20 protein-coding genes and 1 riboswitch are annotated in these 17,000 nt (G+C 67.0%); of the genes, 11 read left to right on the top strand and 9 right to left on the bottom strand.

All coding sequences use genetic code 11. The annotated features are described in order from the left end of the window. The first annotated feature begins 56 nt into the window (after positions 1 to 56). Positions 57 to 267: riboswitch (cobalamin riboswitch) on the top strand. 125 nt (positions 268 to 392) lie between these two features. The 6 genes from NOM55_RS15355 to NOM55_RS15330 all read left to right on the top strand — a co-directional run bounded on the left by NOM55_RS15355 (position 393) and on the right by NOM55_RS15330 (position 5,208). Further along, a complete protein-coding gene (locus tag NOM55_RS15355; protein WP_255909483.1) occupies positions 393 to 2,234 on the top strand; it encodes a TonB-dependent receptor domain-containing protein in 1,842 nt (613 codons plus the stop codon). 86 nt (positions 2,235 to 2,320) lie between these two features. Continuing rightward, positions 2,321 to 2,854 (top strand): bifunctional adenosylcobinamide kinase/adenosylcobinamide-phosphate guanylyltransferase, encoded by a 534-nt coding sequence (cobU, locus tag NOM55_RS15350; protein ID WP_255909481.1) that lies wholly within the window; start codon positions 2,321 to 2,323, stop codon positions 2,852 to 2,854. Continuing rightward, positions 2,851 to 3,720 carry a cobalamin-binding protein gene (locus tag NOM55_RS15345; protein WP_255909479.1) on the top strand — a complete coding sequence of 290 codons (870 nt, stop codon included), beginning with the start codon at positions 2,851 to 2,853 and terminating at the stop codon, positions 3,718 to 3,720. Before cobU ends, NOM55_RS15345 begins: the two co-directional genes overlap by 4 nt. A gap of 157 nt (positions 3,721 to 3,877) precedes the next feature. Continuing rightward, positions 3,878 to 4,081 carry a hypothetical protein gene (locus tag NOM55_RS15340; RefSeq protein ID WP_047968001.1) on the top strand — a complete coding sequence of 68 codons (204 nt, stop codon included), beginning with the start codon at positions 3,878 to 3,880 and terminating at the stop codon, positions 4,079 to 4,081. Then, on the top strand, positions 4,078 to 4,392 hold the full coding sequence (locus NOM55_RS15335) for a cell division protein ZapA (RefSeq protein ID WP_047968000.1): 315 nt from the start codon (positions 4,078 to 4,080) through the stop codon (positions 4,390 to 4,392). Before NOM55_RS15340 ends, NOM55_RS15335 begins: the two co-directional genes overlap by 4 nt. A 210-nt stretch (positions 4,393 to 4,602) precedes the next feature. Beyond that, on the top strand, positions 4,603 to 5,208 hold the full coding sequence (locus tag NOM55_RS15330; protein ID WP_255909477.1) for a 5-formyltetrahydrofolate cyclo-ligase: 606 nt from the start codon (positions 4,603 to 4,605) through the stop codon (positions 5,206 to 5,208). Between the two features lie 30 nt (positions 5,209 to 5,238). Here the strand turns inward: NOM55_RS15330 and NOM55_RS15325 are convergent, their stop codons facing one another. Beyond that, a complete protein-coding gene (locus NOM55_RS15325; protein ID WP_047967998.1) occupies positions 5,239 to 5,418 on the bottom strand; it encodes a hypothetical protein in 180 nt (59 codons plus the stop codon). 90 nt (positions 5,419 to 5,508) lie between these two features. Here NOM55_RS15325 and NOM55_RS15320 point away from each other — a divergent pair, with 90 nt between their 5' ends. From NOM55_RS15320 to holA, 5 genes are all read left to right on the top strand, one after another. Beyond that, positions 5,509 to 5,967: an EVE domain-containing protein gene (locus NOM55_RS15320; RefSeq protein WP_047967997.1), complete on the top strand. Its 459-nt coding sequence runs from the start codon at positions 5,509 to 5,511 to the stop codon at positions 5,965 to 5,967. After that, on the top strand, positions 5,967 to 6,779 hold the full coding sequence (locus NOM55_RS15315; protein WP_255909476.1) for a sulfite exporter TauE/SafE family protein: 813 nt from the start codon (positions 5,967 to 5,969) through the stop codon (positions 6,777 to 6,779). Before NOM55_RS15320 ends, NOM55_RS15315 begins: the two co-directional genes overlap by 1 nt. 100 nt (positions 6,780 to 6,879) lie before the next feature. After that, a complete protein-coding gene (leuS, locus tag NOM55_RS15310; protein WP_255909475.1) occupies positions 6,880 to 9,495 on the top strand; it encodes a leucine--tRNA ligase in 2,616 nt (871 codons plus the stop codon). A gap of 89 nt (positions 9,496 to 9,584) precedes the next feature. After that, a complete protein-coding gene (gene lptE, locus NOM55_RS15305) occupies positions 9,585 to 10,103 on the top strand; it encodes an LPS assembly lipoprotein LptE (protein ID WP_047967994.1) in 519 nt (172 codons plus the stop codon). Further along, complete coding sequence (gene holA, locus NOM55_RS15300; RefSeq protein WP_255909474.1) at positions 10,084 to 11,094, top strand: DNA polymerase III subunit delta; 1,011 nt, start codon at positions 10,084 to 10,086, stop codon at positions 11,092 to 11,094. The genes lptE and holA overlap by 20 nt, the downstream gene beginning before the upstream one ends. A 71-nt stretch (positions 11,095 to 11,165) precedes the next feature. On the opposite strand, the gene NOM55_RS15295 is transcribed toward holA, so the two are convergent. From NOM55_RS15295 to accC, 8 genes are all read right to left on the bottom strand, one after another. Then, complete coding sequence (locus NOM55_RS15295; protein WP_047967992.1) at positions 11,166 to 11,840, bottom strand: lytic transglycosylase domain-containing protein; 675 nt, start codon at positions 11,838 to 11,840, stop codon at positions 11,166 to 11,168. 235 nt (positions 11,841 to 12,075) lie between these two features. After that, complete coding sequence (locus NOM55_RS15290) at positions 12,076 to 12,588, bottom strand: YcnI family protein (RefSeq protein ID WP_255909473.1); 513 nt, start codon at positions 12,586 to 12,588, stop codon at positions 12,076 to 12,078. A 130-nt stretch (positions 12,589 to 12,718) separates the two neighbouring features. Then, positions 12,719 to 13,189 (bottom strand): 23S rRNA (pseudouridine(1915)-N(3))-methyltransferase RlmH, encoded by a 471-nt coding sequence (gene rlmH, locus NOM55_RS15285; RefSeq protein ID WP_255909470.1) that lies wholly within the window; start codon positions 13,187 to 13,189, stop codon positions 12,719 to 12,721. A gap of 84 nt (positions 13,190 to 13,273) precedes the next feature. Then, positions 13,274 to 13,651 carry a ribosome silencing factor gene (gene rsfS, locus NOM55_RS15280; protein WP_047967989.1) on the bottom strand — a complete coding sequence of 126 codons (378 nt, stop codon included), beginning with the start codon at positions 13,649 to 13,651 and terminating at the stop codon, positions 13,274 to 13,276. Between the two features lie 141 nt (positions 13,652 to 13,792). Then, positions 13,793 to 14,455, bottom strand: a complete 663-nt coding sequence (nadD, locus tag NOM55_RS15275; protein WP_255909468.1) for a nicotinate-nucleotide adenylyltransferase — start codon at positions 14,453 to 14,455, stop codon at positions 13,793 to 13,795. Further along, a complete protein-coding gene (locus NOM55_RS15270) occupies positions 14,436 to 15,002 on the bottom strand; it encodes a carbonic anhydrase (RefSeq protein ID WP_047967987.1) in 567 nt (188 codons plus the stop codon). Before NOM55_RS15270 ends, nadD begins: the two co-directional genes overlap by 20 nt. A gap of 125 nt (positions 15,003 to 15,127) precedes the next feature. Continuing rightward, positions 15,128 to 15,592, bottom strand: coding sequence for a GNAT family N-acetyltransferase (locus NOM55_RS15265; protein WP_255909467.1), 465 nt, complete (start codon positions 15,590 to 15,592; stop codon positions 15,128 to 15,130). 5 nt (positions 15,593 to 15,597) lie between these two features. Next, positions 15,598 to 16,959 carry an acetyl-CoA carboxylase biotin carboxylase subunit gene (accC, locus tag NOM55_RS15260; protein WP_255909466.1) on the bottom strand — a complete coding sequence of 454 codons (1,362 nt, stop codon included), beginning with the start codon at positions 16,957 to 16,959 and terminating at the stop codon, positions 15,598 to 15,600. Positions 16,960 to 17,000: the final 41 nt, after the last annotated feature.

Below are 17,000 nucleotides of genomic sequence, written 5' to 3'. Positions count from 1 at the left end.
GCGCTGATCGGCGGTGGCAAATTGCAGCTGCGCGCGTATTGTGCAGTGCACGCAGGTATAATCCTGCCCCTGCAGGTGTCCGGCGTGCCCCAAGCGCGCCGGGTGAAACTGGGAGGCCGGTGCAATTCCGGCGCTGCCCCCGCAACGGTAAGGTCTGGGCGCGCATGGCGCGCCCCAGGTGCAACACTCGCCACTGTTCCGCAGGGACGGGAAGGCGTTGCCCCGCATGACCAAGCCCGGAGACCGGCCTGCAACAGACGCGGCGGAATCGCGTCTTGCTGGAGCATCGCGGGGAGGCGAGCTGACAGTTCGCCTGCCGCAACGGCCGGCGCGCGTGTCTTTTGGTCCTGATTTCTCCGCACTCCCTTTTTCTCATCCCGGAGTGTGTATTCATGTTTGACAACAAAACCCTGGCCGCGCTGCTGGCGCTGGCCTCCGGCCATGCCGCCGTGGCCGCCAATCCCGTCACCACTGGCGAGACCGTGGTGGTCACCGCCACCCGCAGCGCGATCCCGCTCAGCCGCGTGCTGGCCGACGTTACCGTGCTCGGTCGCGAGGAAATCGAGCAATCCGGTAGCCTGAGCCTGCCGGAGCTGCTCAGCCGCCAGCCGGGGGTGGAAGCCTACAGCAACGGCGGCGAGGGCAAGTCCGCCACCCTGCTGCTGCGCGGCACCAAGGCCGATCACGTGCTGGTACTGGTCGACGGCATGCGCATCGCCTCGGTCACCACCGGCGCTACCGCGCTGGAACACCTGCCATTGGCGGCGATCGAAAAGATCGAGATCCTGCGCGGCCCGGCCTCCAGCCTGTATGGCGCCGACGCCATCGGCGGCGTGATCCAGATCTTCACCAAGCGCGGCGAAGGCGGGACGGCACTGAGCTTCCATGCCGGCATCGGTGCCGAACACAAGCGCAGCAGCGGCGCCGGGCTGTCCGGCAAGGCCGGCAACACCGCCTTCAACCTCGCGCTGGAGCACAACCGTACCGACGGCATTTCCTCGCGCAGCTTCCAGCCGGGCAAGTACAACCCCGACCGTGACGGCTATGAAAACACCACCTATCTCGCCAGCTTGCAGCACGAGCTGGCCGCCGGCCACAGCCTGGGGCTGAACCTGTACCAGACCGAGGCCAGCAGCGCCTACGACGCCACCGTCAACAAGGCGGACGAGCTGCGCACGCGCCTGCAGGGGCACAGCATCGAGCTGAAAAACCAGCTGCGGGCCAACTGGCAGAGTACCTTGCGCTACGCCGAGACCAATGACCGGCAGCACACCTTTACCAAGGGTAACTTCAGCAAGCCGTCCGCGATTGCCGCTACCCGCCAGCAGGAATGGCAGTGGCAGCACGATATACAGTGGCAGGGCGTCGGCCAGTTCAGCCTCGGCGCGGCGCGCACCGAGCAGCAGATCGAGACCCTGAGCAGCTTCAACGGCACCAGCCGCAGCGTGGATTCGCTGTTCGCCGCCTACCAGGGCAGCTTCGGCGCGCACCGGCTGCAGGGCAGCCTGCGCCACGACGACAACTCGCAGTTCGGCGACAAGGCCACCGGCCAGCTTGGCTACGGCTACGCGCTGACACCGCAGTGGTTGCTCGGCGCCGCCTACGGCACCGCGTTCAAGGCACCGACCTTCAACCAGCTGTACTGGAGCGGCTCCGGCGCCAGCTATCACGGCAACCCGGCTCTGCGCCCGGAAGAGGCGCGCAACCGCGAGCTGTCGCTGAAGTGGCGGCAGCAGGGTGACTACTTCAGCGTGATCGTGTTCGATAACCGGATCGACAACCTGATCGCCAGCAAATCGGCGACCGACGGGCTGCAGGTCAATATCGACGAGGCGCGTATCACCGGCCAGACGCTGGAAGCCGGCCGCAGCTGGGGCGATTTCAGCCTCGCCGGCAGCATCACCTCGCAGCGGCCGCGCAGCCAGCCCTCCGGCAAGCTGCTGGCACGCCACGCCAAGCTGTTCGGCGCGCTGACGGCCGGCTGGCAGCTGGACCGCACCCGCCTCAGCGCGGAATGGCGCGCCAGCGGCCGCCGCTACGACGATGCCGACAACAGCGCCGACAAGATGCTGGGTGGTTACGGTGTGCTCAATCTCGGCGCCGACTACCAGCTCGACAAGTACTGGCAGCTGAACACGCGGCTGAGCAACGTCGCCGACAAGGACTATCAGACGGTACAGAACTACAATCAGCCTCGCCGCGGCTGGTTCGTCGGCGTACGCTACGCCCAGTAAGCCCGTCGGGCGCCGCCCCGGTGTGTAACGCAACACGACTGCCCGCCAGCCGGGCAGGTCGTTTTTGATTTCCAGCAGGAGCGAGCATGACCACGCATCTGATCACCGGCGGTGCCCGCAGCGGCAAGAGCCGTTATGCCGAGCAGCTGGCGCTGGCCCATGACGGGCCGGTGCTGTACGTCGCCACCGCCGAGCGGCGCGACGACGACAGCTTTGCCGCCCGCATTGCACACCATCGCGAGCGCCGTCCGGCGGCCTGGGGGCTGGTCGAGGCCGGGCCGGGGCTGGCGGCGGTGATCGCGGCGCAGGGGACGGCCGGCAGCCTGCTGCTGGTCGACTGCCTTGGCATGTGGCTGATGCGCTTTTTCGACGCCGACGGCCAGTTCCAGGCCGACGCCTGGCAGCGCGAACGCGCCGCGCTGCTGGATGCGCTGGCCGCGACACCGGCCGCGGTGCTGCTGGTCAGCAACGAGATCGGCTGGGGCGTGGTGCCGCTCGGCGCCGAGACCCGCCACTTTGTCGACGAGCTGGGGCGGCTGAACCAGGACATCGCCGCGCTGTGCCGGCGGGTGACGCTGGTGGCGTGCGGCCAACCTTTGTCGCTGAAGGCGCCGGCGTGAGGCGCTGGCCAGTCCTGGCGTTGCTGGCGGGCTGGGCGCTGCCGGCCGCCGCGCAGCTGTCGGTGACGGACGGGCTGGGGTTGACGGTGACGCTGGCGGCGCCGGCGCGGCGCATCGTGGTACTGGTGCCGCACGCGGTGGAGACGCTGTACGCGATCGGCGCCGCGGCGCAGATCGTGGCGGTGGTCGAGTACAGCGACCACCCGCCGGCCGCCAGGCAGCTGCCGCGCGTCGGCAGTTACAGCGGCATCAGCCTGGAGGCGATCCTGCGCCTGCGCCCCGAGCTGGTGGTGGCCTGGCGCGACGGCGGCCATCCGCGCGAGCTGGCGCGGCTGCGTGCGCTGGGCATTCCGCTGTATATCAGCGCACCGCAGAACGTGGCCGACATCGCCCGCGAGATGCGCGCGCTGGGTAGCCTCAGCGACCAGCAGCGCGGCGCGGCGCAACAGGCGGCGCGCTTCGAGCAGCAATTCGCCAGCCTGCGGCAGCGCTACGCGTCGGCGCGGCCGGTGGCGACCTTTGTGCAGGTCGGTGACACGCCCTTGTTCAGCGTCAGCCGCTTGAGTTTTGTCGATAGCCTGGTGCGGCTGTGCGGTGGCCGCAACGTGTTTGCCGATGCCGCGGTGCCGGCGCCGCAGGTCAGCGTCGAGGCGGTGCTGGCGCGCCGGCCGCAGCTGATCCTGGCGTTCGAGGAACGGCAGCTGGCGTACTGGCAACGTTGGCCGCAACTGCCGGCGGTGGCGCTGGGCAACCTGTCGCTGCTGACCGAGGACAGCATCAGCCGCCCCGGCCCGCGGCTGGCCGACGGCGCCCGCCAGCTGTGTCGCCAGATCGACGCCGCGCGGCAGCGCTTGCCGGCGGGCTGAGGCCGGCGCGGCCATTTCGCTGCGGCGCGGCATATTTTGCTGACATCGGCGCGCGGCAGGACGTAAAATTTGGCGGTCGCTGCGCTGGGCGCCCGTGCCGGGTGACGGCGGCAGACCCGGTTTGACGCCTCCACTACCCTTGGCTATCCTCGCCGCTATGGAACAAGAACTCGATTATCTGGAAGGCCGTGTGGTGGCGCTGATTGCGCGCATCCACGAGCTGGAAAACCAGAATGGCCGCTTCGCCGAGGTGCTGGCGCAGACCATGAAGGAAAATGCCGAAATGAAATTCGCGCTGGAGGAAACCCGCCACCGCGTTGCCGCGCTGATGACGCGCCTGCCGCAGGAGGATGCCGAATGAGCGAGATCGTACAGGTTGACGTGACCCTGCTCGGGCGCCAGTTCACCATCGGCACACCGCTGGAAGAGCGCGACACGCTGGAGCAGGCGGTACGGCTGCTGGCGGACAAGATCCAGGCGATCCAGAGCGGTGGCCGCATCGTCGACGCCGACAAGATCGCGATCATGGCCGCCCTCAACATCGCCCACGACCTGCTGAAAGTAAAAGTCGGCGATGGTGGCTTGGAGATGGCGACAATCAGGCGTAAAATACAACACATGAGCGAGGCCGCTGACGAGGCGTTACGCCAGAGCCAGCAAAACCTGTTCTAAACGAATATCCGTTCAATCCCCTGCGGTGTTCGAGACGGCCCATAATTCCTTTGTACCAATGCGTTCGCTTTTGGTTGTCAGCATGAGTAGCAGGTGTGTCGCGTCCCTTTGCGGATGTGCCCGAAGCTACTGGCCGGCGACCCCCCCTGGAAACAGGGTACAAGCGAATTCGGCCCGATCGACTCTCGCGGGGGACTCCCCCTTCCGCCCATGACATCCTCTGCTGCCGCTGACAAGGCGCGTTTGCGCCGCGAGATTCGCCAGGCGCGCAAAGCCATTCCTGCCGCACAACGCCATCACGCCGAACAGGCGATCAGTTACCATGCCCGCCGTTTTTTCCGTCATGGCCGCCGCATCGGCGCCTATGTTGCTACCGGCTCGGAGCTGGGGCTGGACGCGCTGATGGCGCGCGCGCTGGCGCACGGCTGCCGCGTGGCGCTGCCGGCGTTGCCGCTGCGCGGGCGCAAGATGCTGTTTTCGGTGCTGGATGCGCGCGGGCGCTGGTATCACAATCGCTACGGCATTCCGGAATTCGACGGCGCCAACTGGCGGGCCCGCGATCTGGAGATCCTGTTCGTGCCGCTGCTGGCGGTGGATGAGCAGGGCTATCGCATGGGGCAGGGTGGGGGTTTTTACGACACCACGCTGGCCTATCTCAACGGTTTCCGCCGCTGGCGGCGGCCGTTGCTGGTCGGCGTCGCCTTCGACTGCCAGCGGGTGGCGGCGGTGCCGAAAGAGGCGTGGGACGTGCAGCTGGATTACCTGCTGACCGAGTCCGGCCTCATCCGTTACCGGCGCCTGGCGGCGCCGGCGTAATGCGGCCGGCGGTTGCCGGCGCGGTGCTGCTTAGCGGCAGTTGCCCTTCTTGGCCTGGCCCGGCGGGCAGAACGAACCGCTGCCGCGATGGCCGTCGCCGATCTCGATTTCCAGCGGCTTGATTTCGATCGGCTTCACCGATACGCGCGGGCCGCTGATGGTACAGGCGGCAAGTAGCAGCGTCAGGCTGGCAAGCAGGACTGTTTTCATGACATTGTCTCTTCTGGATGGTGGGAGGAAGGGAAGGTCGCATTATATGACATCGCGCCCGGTGGCGAGCACCGGCCCCGGAGGACAGGCATGGCGTACTGGTTGATGAAGTCGGAGCCGGACGAGGTGGGCATCGACCACCTCGCGGCCAACCCCGAGCGCGCGTTCGAGTGGACCGGGGTGCGCAATTACCAGGCGCGCAATTTCATGCGCGACCAGATGCAGCCGGGTGACCAGCTGCTGTTCTGGCATTCGTCCTGCCCGCAACCGGGCATTGCCGGCATCGCCGAGGTGGTCGGCGCCGCGCACGCCGATTCCAGCCAGTTCGATCCCGCCAGCCCGTATTTCGATCCCAAGTCCAGCCCCGAGCAGCCGCGCTGGCAGTGCGTCGACGTGCGCTTCGTGCGCAAGACCGCGCTGCTGTCGCCGGCCGCCTTGCGCCAGCATCCGGCGCTGCTGGAGATGACGGTGTTGCAACGCGGCAACCGGCTGTCGATCACGCCGGTCACGCCGCAGCAATGGCATTACCTGATGGAGAACCTGCTCTGATGTTGTCGTTGACGCTGATTGCGGTATTGCTGGCCTGCGGTGTGGTCGCCGGCTTTCTCGCCGGCCTGCTCGGGGTCGGCGGCGGGCTGGTGATCGTGCCGGTGGTGGTCGGCGTGCTGGAGGCCGCCGGGCTCGGCGGCAACTACGTGCAGCATCTGGCGGTGGGGACCTCGCTGGCGGTGATGGTGTTCACCAGCGTGGCCAGCGTGCGCGCGCACCACAAGAAGGGCGCGGTGAACTGGGCCATCGTGCGCGGCATGGCGCCGGCGATGATGGTCGGCACCTTTGTCGGCAGCCTGCTGGCCGGCTGGATTCCCAGCAACGGTCTGCGCTGGTTCTTCGTGATCTACGCCTACGTGATCGGCGCGCAGATGTTCTTCGGCGCGGCGCCGGCCGCCAGCCGCGAGCTACCGGGCATCGCCGGGCAGAGCGCCGCCGGCGGCGTGATCGGCATGGTGTCGAGCTGGGTCGGCATCGGCGGCGGTTCGATGAGCGTGCCGTTCATGGGCTGGTGCAATGTGCGCATGCATACCGCCATAGCCACCAGCGCCGCGCTGGGCTGGCCGATCGCGGTGTCCGGCGCACTGGGTTACGTCGCGGCCGGCTGGCAGACGCCGGGGCTGCCGTGGGGCGCGTTCGGCTTCATCTACCTGCCGGCGATGCTGGCGCTGATGCTGATGACGGTGCTGTGCGCACCGCTGGGCGCGCGTGCCGCCCATGCGCTGCCGGTGGCGAAGCTGAAAAAGGGCTTTGCGTTGCTGATGGTGGTGATGGCCAGCGAGATGCTGCTCGGCCTGCTGCGCCAGGGCTGAGTGCGGCCAACCTTTTCCGTGCAGCGCTTCGCGGCGATAGCAACTCGCCGCTATAATGTTGCGATTGAATTTTCACGCTTTTTTGCGCCTAGAGATCTCCATGCAAGAACAATACAGCCCGCGCGAGCTTGAAGCCGCCGCCCAACAGAAGTGGCAGGCCACCGCCGCCTTCAAAGCCGTCGAAGACACCACCCGCCCGAAATACTACGCGCTGTCGATGTTCCCCTACCCGTCCGGCAAGCTGCACATGGGCCACGTGCGCAACTACACCATTACCGACGTGCTGGCGCGCTTCAAGCGGGCACAGGGCTACAACGTGCTGCAACCGATGGGCTGGGATGCCTTCGGCCTGCCGGCGGAAAACGCGGCGATGAAGAACGGCGGCGCGCCGGCGGCGTGGACCTACGCCAACATCGAGTACATGAAAAAGCAGCTGGACAGTCTCGGCTTCGCGCTGGACTGGGACCGCGAGCTGGCCACCTGCAAGCCCGACTACTACCGCTGGGAGCAGTGGCTGTTCACCCGCCTGTTCCAGAAGGGCATCATCTACAAGAAAAACGGCGTGGTGAACTGGGACCCGGTGGACCAGACCGTGCTGGCCAACGAGCAGGTGGTAGACGGCCGCGGCTGGCGCTCCGGCGCGCTGGTGGAAAAGCGCGAAATCCCGATGTACTACTTCGCCATCACCAAGTACGCCGACGAGCTGCTGAACGATCTGGACAAGCTGGATGGCTGGCCGGAACAGGTGAAGACCATGCAGCGCAACTGGATCGGCAAGAGCTTCGGCTCCGACGTGTCCTTTGCCTACGACACGGACAGCATCGGCCACGACGGCGTGATGAAGGTGTACACCACCCGTCCGGACACGCTGATGGGCGCCACCTATGTTGCCGTCGCCGCCGAACACCCGCTGGCCACCCAGGCCGCTGCGGCCAACCCGGCACTGCAGGCGTTCATCGCCGAGTGCAAGGCCGGCTCGGTGGCCGAGGCCGACGTCGCCAAGATGGAGAAGAAGGGCGTCGATACCGGCCTGTTCGTCATCCATCCGCTGACCGGCGCCAAGCTGCCGGTATGGATCGCCAACTACGTGCTGTGGGGCTACGGCGAAGGCGCGGTGATGGCGGTGCCGGCGCACGACGAGCGCGATTTCGAGTTTGCCAACAAGTACAGCTTGCCGATTACCCAGGTGTACGCCCCGGTCAGCGGCGACGACAATTTCGACGCCACCACCTGGCAAGACTGGTACGGCGCCAAGGAAGGCCTGAAAACCGTGGGCAGCGGCAAGTACGACGGTCTGGACTTTGCCGCCGCCTTTGACGCCATCGTCGCCGATCTGGAAGCCAAGTCCGCCGGCGCCAAGAAAACCCAGTACCGCCTGCGCGACTGGGGCATCAGCCGCCAGCGCTACTGGGGCTGCCCGATCCCGATCATCCACTGCCCGTGCTGCGGCGACGTGCCGGTACCGGCCGAGCAGCTGCCGGTGGTATTGCCGGAAAACGTGATTCCCGATGGCGCCGGTTCGCCGCTCGCCAAGATGCCGGAATTCTACGAAACCACTTGCCCGACTTGCGGCGGCGAAGCCCGCCGCGAAACCGACACCATGGACACCTTCGTGGAGTCCAGCTGGTACTACGCGCGCTACGCCAGCCCGCAGTGCGACACCGCGATGCTGGACAAGGCTGCGGCCAACTACTGGTTGCAGGTGGACCAGTACGTCGGCGGCATCGAACACGCCATCCTGCACCTGTTGTACGCGCGCTTCTTCCACAAGCTGATGCGCGACGAAGGCCTGGTGGACAGCGACGAGCCGTTCAAGAGCCTGCTGACGCAGGGCATGGTGATCTGCGAGACCTTCTACCGCGACCTGCCCAACGGCAGCAAGGACTGGATCGCGCCGCAGGACGTGGTGCTGGAGCGCGACGCCAAGGGCAAGATCGTGGGCGCGACCCACCGCGTCGACGGCCAGCCGGTTGTCGTGGGCGGCATCGAGAAGATGTCCAAGTCCAAGAACAACGGCGTCGATCCGCAGGAATTCATCGAAAACTACGGCGCCGACACCGCGCGCCTGTTCATGATGTTTGCCGCGCCGCCGGAGCAGTCGCTGGAATGGTCCGATGCCGGCGTGGAGGGCGCGTTCCGCTTCCTGAAACGGCTGTGGAAACTCAGCCGCGAGCACGTGGCCGCCGGCATCACCACCGCTTACGCCGGTGGCGAGCTGAACGCCAGCCAGAAAGAGCTGCGCTTCAAGCTGCACAGCACCATCCAGAAAGTGGCCGACGACTATGGTCGCCGTCTGCAGTTCAACACCGCCATCGCCGCGGTGATGGAGCTGCTCAACACCTTTGACAAGGCCGATACCAGTGGTGACGTTGGCCGCGCCGTGGCGCAGGAAGTGCTGGAAGCGGTCACCGTGCTGCTGTCGCCTATCGTGCCGCACATCACCGAGGCGATCTGGAGCGAACTGCGTCCGGGCACCGAGCTGCTGGCGCAGGCCTGGCCGCAGGTGGACGAGAGCGCGCTGGTGAAGAGCGAGATCGAGCTGATGGTGCAGGTGTGCGGCAAGCTGCGCGGCAGCGTCACCGTCACCGCCGACGCCGGCAAGGACCAGATCGAAGCCGCCGCGCTGGCGCACGACAACGTGATCAAGTTCATGGAAGGCAAGCCGGCCAAGAAGATCATCGTGGTGCCGGGCCGCCTGGTGAACATCGTCGTTTAATCCTGCTAGCAATACGCCGCAACGCAACAAGGCGGCTGACGGTATGCCCGTCAGCCGCCTTGTCACCGCGGCGCACACCGGAGTGTCGTATGAACCGACTGATCAAGAGCACGCTGCTGGCCGGCGCCCTGCTGGCGCTGAGCGCGTGCGGCTTTCACCTGCGCGGGCTGTCGGCGCCGCTGACGCCGCTGCCGTTTGCCAGCATCGCCATCCAGCAGGCGGGCAACCTGGCCGAGCCGCTGCAAAGCGCCTTGCAGCGCGACGGTCGCGTGCAGCTGCAAAGCCGTGCCGCTGACGCCGAGGTGGTACTGACCATCGACAGCACCGCTAATGCCAAGGACATCCTGACCATCAACCGTGGCGGCAAGGTCAACGAATACCTGCTCACCTACCGTGTCGAGGCCAGCGTGCAGCGCAAGGGCGAGGACATGCCGTTGCCACTGACGGTGGTGGTGCGCCGCGAGCTGAGCTACAGCGACAGCGCGGTGCTGGGCAAGGAGCGCGAGGAAGCGCTGTTGCTGGAAGACATGCGCCGCGATGCCGCCGAGCAGCTGATGCACCGTCTCGCCTACCTGCCGAAACCGGGCAATGCCAGCATTAAGCCCTGACGCCTTCATCACGCAGCTGGCGCGCACGCTGGCGCCGCTGTACGTGATCCACGGCGAGGAAGCGCTGCTGGCACTGGAGGCCGCCGACGCGCTGCGCAGCCGCGCACGGCAGGCCGGCTATGCCGAACGCGAGGTGCTGACGGTGGAGGGTGCGCATTTCGACTGGTCGCAGCTGACTGACGCGATGAGCAGCGTGTCGCTGTTTGCCAGCCTCAAGCTGCTGGAAATCCGCATTCCCGGCGGCAAGCCGGGGGTGGAGGGCGGCGAGGCGCTGCAAAGGTTGGCCGCCAGCCCGCCGCCGGACACCATCACCCTGCTGCAACTGCCGAAGCTGGACCGCAGCCAGCAGAAGAGCAAGTGGTTTGCCGCGCTGGAAAAGAGCGCGGTGATCACCGAGGCCAAGCCGGTGGCTCGCCATGAGCTGCCGGCGTGGATCGCGCGGCGGCTGCAGCGCCAGGGTCAGACCCTGGGCCATGACGCGGCCAGCTTCTTTGCCGACCGGGTGGAGGGCAACCTGCTGGCGGCGAAGCAGGAAATCGACAAGCTGGCGCTGCTGTACCCGCAGGGTGAGCTGAGCCTGGCCGACATCCGCGACGCGGTGGCCAACGTGGCGCGCTTCGACGTGTTTCACCTGTCGGAAAGCTGGCTCGCCGGCGACGTGGCGCGCGCCGCGCGCATGCTGGACGGGCTGGAGGCGGAAGGCGAGGCGCCGGTGCTGGTGTTGTGGTCGTTTACCGAGGACGTGCGCATGCTGATCAAGCTGGGGCGCGGCCTGAAGGACGGCCGTGGCGTGCGCGACATGGCCAATGAATTGCGGCTGTGGGGCGACAAGCAGCGGCTGGCGGAGCCGGCGCTGAAGCGCATCGGCGGCGCGCGGCTGATGCAGGCGCTGACCGAGTGTGCGCGCATCGACCGCCAGATCAAGGGTGTGGCGCAGGGCGACGCCTGGCACAGCCTGAAACGGCTGGCCGCCAGCCTCGCCGCCCGCTAAGTCGCAACGCGCCGGCCAAACAAAAGCCCCTGTCCGCGGACAGGGGCTTTTGCATGTGGCGGCCGGCAGCGTTACAGCGGGAACAGCGGCGGCGGCAGGATCAGCTGGAAGCGCGGCTGGCGCGAGGGCACCAGCGGCTGGCCGGCGCGCGACTCGTAGGACGCCAGCACCTTGGCCACGTATTCGCGGGTCTCGCGATACGGCGGGATGGTGTTGCGGTATTTGCCGACCGCGCCCTCGCCGGCGTTGTAGGCGGCGATTACCAGCGTCATGTCCTGCTTGAAGTGGCCCTGCAGGAAGCGCAGGTAACGTGCGCCACCGCGCAGGCTCTGCAGTGGGTCGGCCGGATTGCGCACGCCGAAACGGGCGGCGGTGTCCGGCATCAGCTGCATCAGGCCCTGCGCGCCCTTGGGCGAGGTCGCCACCGGGTTGTAGCCGGATTCGACGGTGACAATGGCGTGCAGCAGCTGCGGATCCAGCTTGTGCTCGCGCGCCACCTGATTGATCAGCTTGTTGAACAGCGCCGCCTGTTGCCGGTTGTAGGCCGGGGTCTTGACGGCCGGCACCGCGTCACCGCGTGACTCGGGCGCCGGCGGCGGTTCCGGCAGGGCATCGAAGCTGAGGGTGGCGCCGAGACCGGGGCGCACCGCGTCGGCGAGGAAATCATCGGCAGGCAGGGGACCGAGTGCCAGCACCGGGCTTGTGGCCAGCAGCAGCACGATGGTCAGTAACAGGCGGTTCGTCATGATGTAAAGAACTCAGGCTCAGGGTGAAGGAGCGATACCTTCATGTTACTGAGTGAAGTGGCCATTTTCCAGTTGCGTTGTCGCCGGCGTAGTGGTCTTTTTTATGTCAATGACGTATGTCGAGCAGGGGCAGGGCGATGCCCGGGATCGGCTCTCATTAGATTTGTTGTAAAAGTGTTTAAATTAAATACGACAAATCGCGGCGACCGCTCGCCGTCGCCGCGATTGTTAAGCGTTAGTGCACGTGTGCCGCCGCTGGCGCCGGCTGCAGCTTGACGCTGGTGGCGGGAAACTCGCCGTTGCCGCCGTCCTGCGGCAGCTGCTGCCAGCGGATTTCCTGGGTGCCGCACTGCTGGATCACCTTGAACCAGGCGGTTTCGCCGGCACGGTCGGGCAGGGTGCCACGGAACACGAATTCGTCGTAGAAATCGTCGCGCAGCTGGCCGCCGGACCACACGATCTCGCGCACGTCCTCGCGCACCGTCTGGCCGTGGTTGTCGAACGGCGACACCGCGGCGCGCACCGTCTGCAGCTGCCAGCCGGCCTTGGGCATCGGCTTGGCGAGGCGGAAGCCGTCCGGCAGCTGCACGCGCACGCTGGTGGTGGCGCTGCCGTTGCAGCCGTGCGGCAGGCGCAGCACGCCCTTGTAGCTGCTGCCGGCGACGGCGTCGCGGCTTTCCAGGGTGACGTGGGCGAGGGTGGTGCCGCTGGCAAGCAGCAGGCCGAGGGCGAGGAGCAGGGATTTCATGGTCGGTCCGGTATGGGGAAACAGGACGCCAGTCTAGGCGCGACCGGCGCCGGCGGGAATGCGGCAAAATGTCGCAGCCTTGCGGCCGGCGGTGCGAGGCTGCGGCCAGGCTTGGCCGCAACCGGTGCGCTTATTCGCGGTGGTAGGGGTGGTTGTTGAGGATGGAGTAGGCGCGGTACAGCTGCTCGGCCAGCAGCACGCGCACCATGCCGTGCGGCAGCGTCATCGCCGACAGCTGCAGCATGATGTCGGCGCGGGCTTTCAGTTCCGCCGACAGGCCGTCGGCACCGCCGATGACGATGCAGATGTCGTCGCCGCCGGCCATCCATTCCTTCATCGCGCCGGCCAGCTGTACCGAGGTCCAGTTCTTGCCGCGCTCGTCGAGGATCAGCAGCTTGCTGCGCGGCGGAATGGCGGCCACCAGGCGCTCGTGCTCGGCGGCGATGCCTTTCTCGGCGGTGACGCCGCCGCCGCGCTTCTCCGGCTTGATCTCTTTCAGCTCGAAGCTGATGTCGCGGCCAAAGCGCTTGGCGTAGTCGTTGAACGCTTCGTCCACCCAGCGCGGCATCTTGGTGCCGACGGCCAGCAGGGTAATTTTCATGGCAGGGCTACAGGGGCAAAAGGTTGGCCGCAAAGCACAACGCACCGCCTGGGCGGTGCGCTTGCGATCACGGCAGGGCGGGGATTACTCCGCTGCGGTGGCATCCCACGGACGACCGCCGACCGGCACGAACGACGGCTTCTGGCCGCCCCACAGTGCCTCGATGTCGTAGTAGTCGCGTACCGCCGGCAGCATCACGTGGATGACCACGTCGCCGGCATCGACCAGTACCCACTCGCCGCTCTCGTGGCCTTCGGTGCCGACCAGCTCAATGCCGGCGGCCTTCAGATCCACGGCCACGTTGTTGGCCAGCGCCTTCACCTGGCGGTTGGAGTCGCCGGTGGCGACGATCAGGTGCGAGAACAGCGAGGTCAGCTTGCTGGTGTCCAGCGAGACGATGTTTTTACCTTTAACGTCTTCCAGCGCGTTGATGGCCAGTTTGACGATTTCTTGAACTTCCATGTGCATCCTTGATATTCGGTGTCAGGGGACGTGGCGACGCGTCAGCGCCCGGCGTGGTCAGAGGTCCCGCAAAAGAGCGTACGGCCGGCAACCGCCGGCCAGTGCAATGCCTGCTTGCCGTCGCGTGTTGCGCTGCGTGCTTCAGCGGTATAGCCGGTGCTGGCGAATATAGGCCAGCACCGCCGCTGGCAGCAGCGCGCTGCAGTCCTGCCCCGCCGCCAGTTGCTGGCGGATGTCGGTGGCAGAGAGGGTGATGGGCGGCAAGTCCAAGGCGCGGATTGTACCGGAAGGCGTTCGATTTGAAAAATCAGATACTTGCCGCGCCTGCCACAGGGCGGCAACGGCCGGATCAAGGTTGGCCGCAACAAAGCCGGGACGGAGGGCGACGGCGAGGTTGGCCAGCTGCAGCAGTTGCGGCCAACGTTGCCAGGTGTGCAGCTGTTGCAGCGAATCGCCGCCGATCAGGAACCACAGCTCGGCCTTGTCGCCCAGCTCGTCGCGCAGCTCCTGCAGGGTGTCGACGGTGTAGGCGTGGCGCGGGCGGCGCACTTCGCGGTCGTCGCTGACCAGCCCCGGCGCTTCCTCGGCCAGCGCCGCGTCCAGCATTGCCAGCCGCTGTGCGGCGCTGGCGTGCGGGGCACGGTCGCGGTGGTAGGGCTGGCCGGCGGGGATCAGCCGGACCTGGTCCAGCCCCAGCTCGTCGCGAAAGGCGCGCGCCAGGCGCAGGTGGGCGGCGTGCAGCGGGTCGAAGGTGCCGCCGAACACGCCGATGCGCGGCGGGTGCTTAGCCGGGCTGGTTGCCATCGACGATCACGTCCAGCGCGCCGGTGGCCGGGTGGATCACCAGGCCGTGTACCGGGATGTCTTTCGGCATCAGCGGATGGCTGCGGATGGTGGCCACGGTGTGGCGCACGCTGTCCTGCACGTTGTCGAAACCCTTCAGCCACGCGTCCAGGTCGATGCCGGCGCCACGCAGGGTGGCGATGGTATCCGCCGACACGCCGCGTTCCTGCGCATGGTCCAGGATGCGGTTCGGATCGATGGCGCGCATGCCGCAATCGTGGTGCGCAACGATGCAGATTTCCTCGGCGCGCAGCTCGTACACCGCGACCAGCAGCGAGCGCATCACCGAGCCCCACTGGTGGGTGACCAGCGCGCCGGCGTTCTTGATCAGTTTGAAGTCGCCGTTCTTCAGCCCCATCGCCTTGGGCAGCAGTTCCACCAGCCGGGCGTCCATGCAGGACAGCACGACCAGGTTCTTGTCCGGGAATTTGTCGGTGGAAAATTGCTCGTATTCGCGCGCTTCGACGAAGGCGCGGTTGTGTTCCAGCAAGCTGTTAAGCAGGCCCATGGTGTTCTCCTGTCTTGAAGTTTGCCCGCGGGTAGCAGGCAGGGTCACGGGATTGGTGTGTTTGCTCTATCGGGGTCGGGCGCCATGCTACCACGGGTTTTGGCGACGGTCTCGTGCCGGCTTGGTCAGCGGGGGGCGCCGTCCGATGCCAGGGTTTTGCGCAGCGTGAGCGAGGTTTTGACATGGACATAACCGTGCTGCCGGTAAAAGCGGTGCGCATCCTGGCGGTGCTCGGCGCTGCGCAAGCCGAGCTGGTGGATGCCCTGCGTTTTCGCCCACTGCTCGCATGCCGCCAGCAGCGCGCTGCCGATACCGTGGCCGCGTTGTGCCGCCGCCACGACCAGACCGCCCAGCTCGACGCAGGGGTCGGACTCCAGCAACGGCCGCACAAAGCCGTGAATCCAGCCACAGGTTTCCCCCTGCCATTGCGCGATGCAGACGAAGTGCTGTTGCGGTGCCGCCAGCAGTATGGCCAGCCGCTGTCGCAGTTGTGCCGCGCTGGCGGGATAGCCCAGCTCGCCGCTGAGACGGGCGAGGTCGGCGGCATCGTCGGGGTGCGCTGGGCGCAGTTGCAGCGTGGCGTCGGGCATCGTTTTTATCCTGATGTCGATTGTTGGCGCGCGGCCAGCCATTGTTCCAGATAGTGGATGCTGGTGCTGCCGGCGATGACGCCGGGGTCGCTGAGCAGCAGCTGGTGCAGCGGGAGATTGGTGTCGATGCCGCTGATCGCCAGCTCGCGCAGCGCCCCGCGCATCCGCGCCATCGCCTGTGCGCGGTCGTCGCCGTAGGCGATCAGCTTGCCGATCATCGAATCATAGTGCGGTGGCACCTGATAGCCCTGGTAGATGTGCGAGTCGATGCGGATGCCGGGGCCGCCGGCGGGGTGGTAGTGCTCGATGCACCCCGGCGACGGCCGGAAGCTGAACGCGTGCTCGGCGTTGAGGCGGCACTCCATCGCGTGGCCGCGGAAGTGGATGTCCTGCTGCCTGAAGCGCAGCGGCAGGCCGGCGGCGATGCGGATCTGCTCCTGCACGATGTCGATGCCGGTGATCATCTCGGTCACCGGATGCTCCACCTGCACCCGGGTGTTCATCTCGATGAAGTAGAACTTGCCGTCCTGGTACAGGAATTCGAAGGTGCCGGCGCCGCGGTAGCCGATGCGGCGGCAGGCCTCGGCGCAGGCCTCGCCGATTTTCTTGCGCTGGGCGGCGCTGATGCCGGGGGCGGGCGCCTCCTCGATCACCTTCTGGTGGCGGCGCTGCAGCGAACAGTCGCGCTCGCCCAGATGCACGGCGTTGCCGTGCTCGTCGGCCAGGATCTGGATCTCGATATGGCGCGGCGCCGGCAGGTATTGTTCCAGGTACACGCTGCCGTTGCCGAAGGCGGCCTCGGCCTCGCGCTGCGTGGTCTGGATCGCCGCCAGCAGCTCGCCGGCGTGCGGCACCACGCGCATGCCGCGGCCGCCACCGCCGGCGGCGGCCTTGATCAGCAGCGGGTAGCCGATCTTGGCGGCGATCTTCAGCACCGCCTTGTCGTTGTCCGGCAGCGCACCGTCGGAGCCGGGCACGCACGGCACGCCGGCGGCCAGCATCGCCTGCTTGGCCGACACCTTGTCGCCCATCAGGCGGATGGTGTCGGCGCGCGGGCCGATGAACACGAAGCCGGACTCCTCCACGCACTGCGAGAAGTGGGCGTTTTCCGACAGGAAGCCGTAGCCGGGGTGGATCGCCTGCGCGCGGGTGACCTCGGCGGCGGCGATGATGGCCGGGATGTGCAGGTAGCTGTGTGCCGCCGGCGGCGGGCCGATGCACACCGATTCGTCGGACAGTTTCACGTACTTGGTGTCGCGGTCGGCCTCGGAGTGCACCACCACCGTCTTGATGCCCAGCTCGTGACAGGCGCGCAGCACGCGCAGCGCGATTTCGCCACGGTTGGCGATCAGGATCTTGTCGAACATGGTTGGCCGCACTCCAGGCAAGGCGCCGCAGCGGGACGGCC

The sequence above is a fragment of the Vogesella sp. AC12 genome (genome assembly GCF_024437575.1).
Taxonomy (GTDB): domain Bacteria; phylum Pseudomonadota; class Gammaproteobacteria; order Burkholderiales; family Chromobacteriaceae; genus Vogesella; species Vogesella indigofera.
Note: the sequence above shows the minus strand (reverse complement) of the source record. Positions and strands in the feature narration are given on the sequence as shown.

What these genes read in the sequence shown, in the direction of transcription:
- NOM55_RS15330 (WP_255909477.1), top strand. Translation starts at nt 4,603, where the DNA reads ATGACATCCTCTGCTGCCGCTGACAAGGCGCGTTTGCGCCGCGAGATT.
- cobU (WP_255909481.1), top strand. Translation starts at nt 2,321, where the DNA reads ATGACCACGCATCTGATCACCGGCGGTGCCCGCAGCGGCAAGAGCCGT.
- NOM55_RS15290 (WP_255909473.1), bottom strand. Translation starts at nt 12,588, where the DNA reads ATGAAATCCCTGCTCCTCGCCCTCGGCCTGCTGCTTGCCAGCGGCACC.
- lptE (WP_047967994.1), top strand. Translation starts at nt 9,585, where the DNA reads ATGAACCGACTGATCAAGAGCACGCTGCTGGCCGGCGCCCTGCTGGCG.
- NOM55_RS15295 (WP_047967992.1), bottom strand. Translation starts at nt 11,840, where the DNA reads ATGACGAACCGCCTGTTACTGACCATCGTGCTGCTGCTGGCCACAAGC.
- NOM55_RS15355 (WP_255909483.1), top strand. Translation starts at nt 393, where the DNA reads ATGTTTGACAACAAAACCCTGGCCGCGCTGCTGGCGCTGGCCTCCGGC.
- NOM55_RS15270 (WP_047967987.1), bottom strand. Translation starts at nt 15,002, where the DNA reads ATGGGCCTGCTTAACAGCTTGCTGGAACACAACCGCGCCTTCGTCGAA.
- rlmH (WP_255909470.1), bottom strand. Translation starts at nt 13,189, where the DNA reads ATGAAAATTACCCTGCTGGCCGTCGGCACCAAGATGCCGCGCTGGGTG.
- NOM55_RS15340 (WP_047968001.1), top strand. Translation starts at nt 3,878, where the DNA reads ATGGAACAAGAACTCGATTATCTGGAAGGCCGTGTGGTGGCGCTGATT.
- NOM55_RS15335 (WP_047968000.1), top strand. Translation starts at nt 4,078, where the DNA reads ATGAGCGAGATCGTACAGGTTGACGTGACCCTGCTCGGGCGCCAGTTC.
- leuS (WP_255909475.1), top strand. Translation starts at nt 6,880, where the DNA reads ATGCAAGAACAATACAGCCCGCGCGAGCTTGAAGCCGCCGCCCAACAG.
- NOM55_RS15265 (WP_255909467.1), bottom strand. Translation starts at nt 15,592, where the DNA reads ATGCCCGACGCCACGCTGCAACTGCGCCCAGCGCACCCCGACGATGCC.
- NOM55_RS15315 (WP_255909476.1), top strand. Translation starts at nt 5,967, where the DNA reads ATGTTGTCGTTGACGCTGATTGCGGTATTGCTGGCCTGCGGTGTGGTC.
- holA (WP_255909474.1), top strand. Translation starts at nt 10,084, where the DNA reads ATGCCAGCATTAAGCCCTGACGCCTTCATCACGCAGCTGGCGCGCACG.
- NOM55_RS15320 (WP_047967997.1), top strand. Translation starts at nt 5,509, where the DNA reads ATGGCGTACTGGTTGATGAAGTCGGAGCCGGACGAGGTGGGCATCGAC.
- NOM55_RS15325 (WP_047967998.1), bottom strand. Translation starts at nt 5,418, where the DNA reads ATGAAAACAGTCCTGCTTGCCAGCCTGACGCTGCTACTTGCCGCCTGT.
- rsfS (WP_047967989.1), bottom strand. Translation starts at nt 13,651, where the DNA reads ATGGAAGTTCAAGAAATCGTCAAACTGGCCATCAACGCGCTGGAAGAC.
- accC (WP_255909466.1), bottom strand. Translation starts at nt 16,959, where the DNA reads ATGTTCGACAAGATCCTGATCGCCAACCGTGGCGAAATCGCGCTGCGC.
- nadD (WP_255909468.1), bottom strand. Translation starts at nt 14,455, where the DNA reads ATGGCAACCAGCCCGGCTAAGCACCCGCCGCGCATCGGCGTGTTCGGC.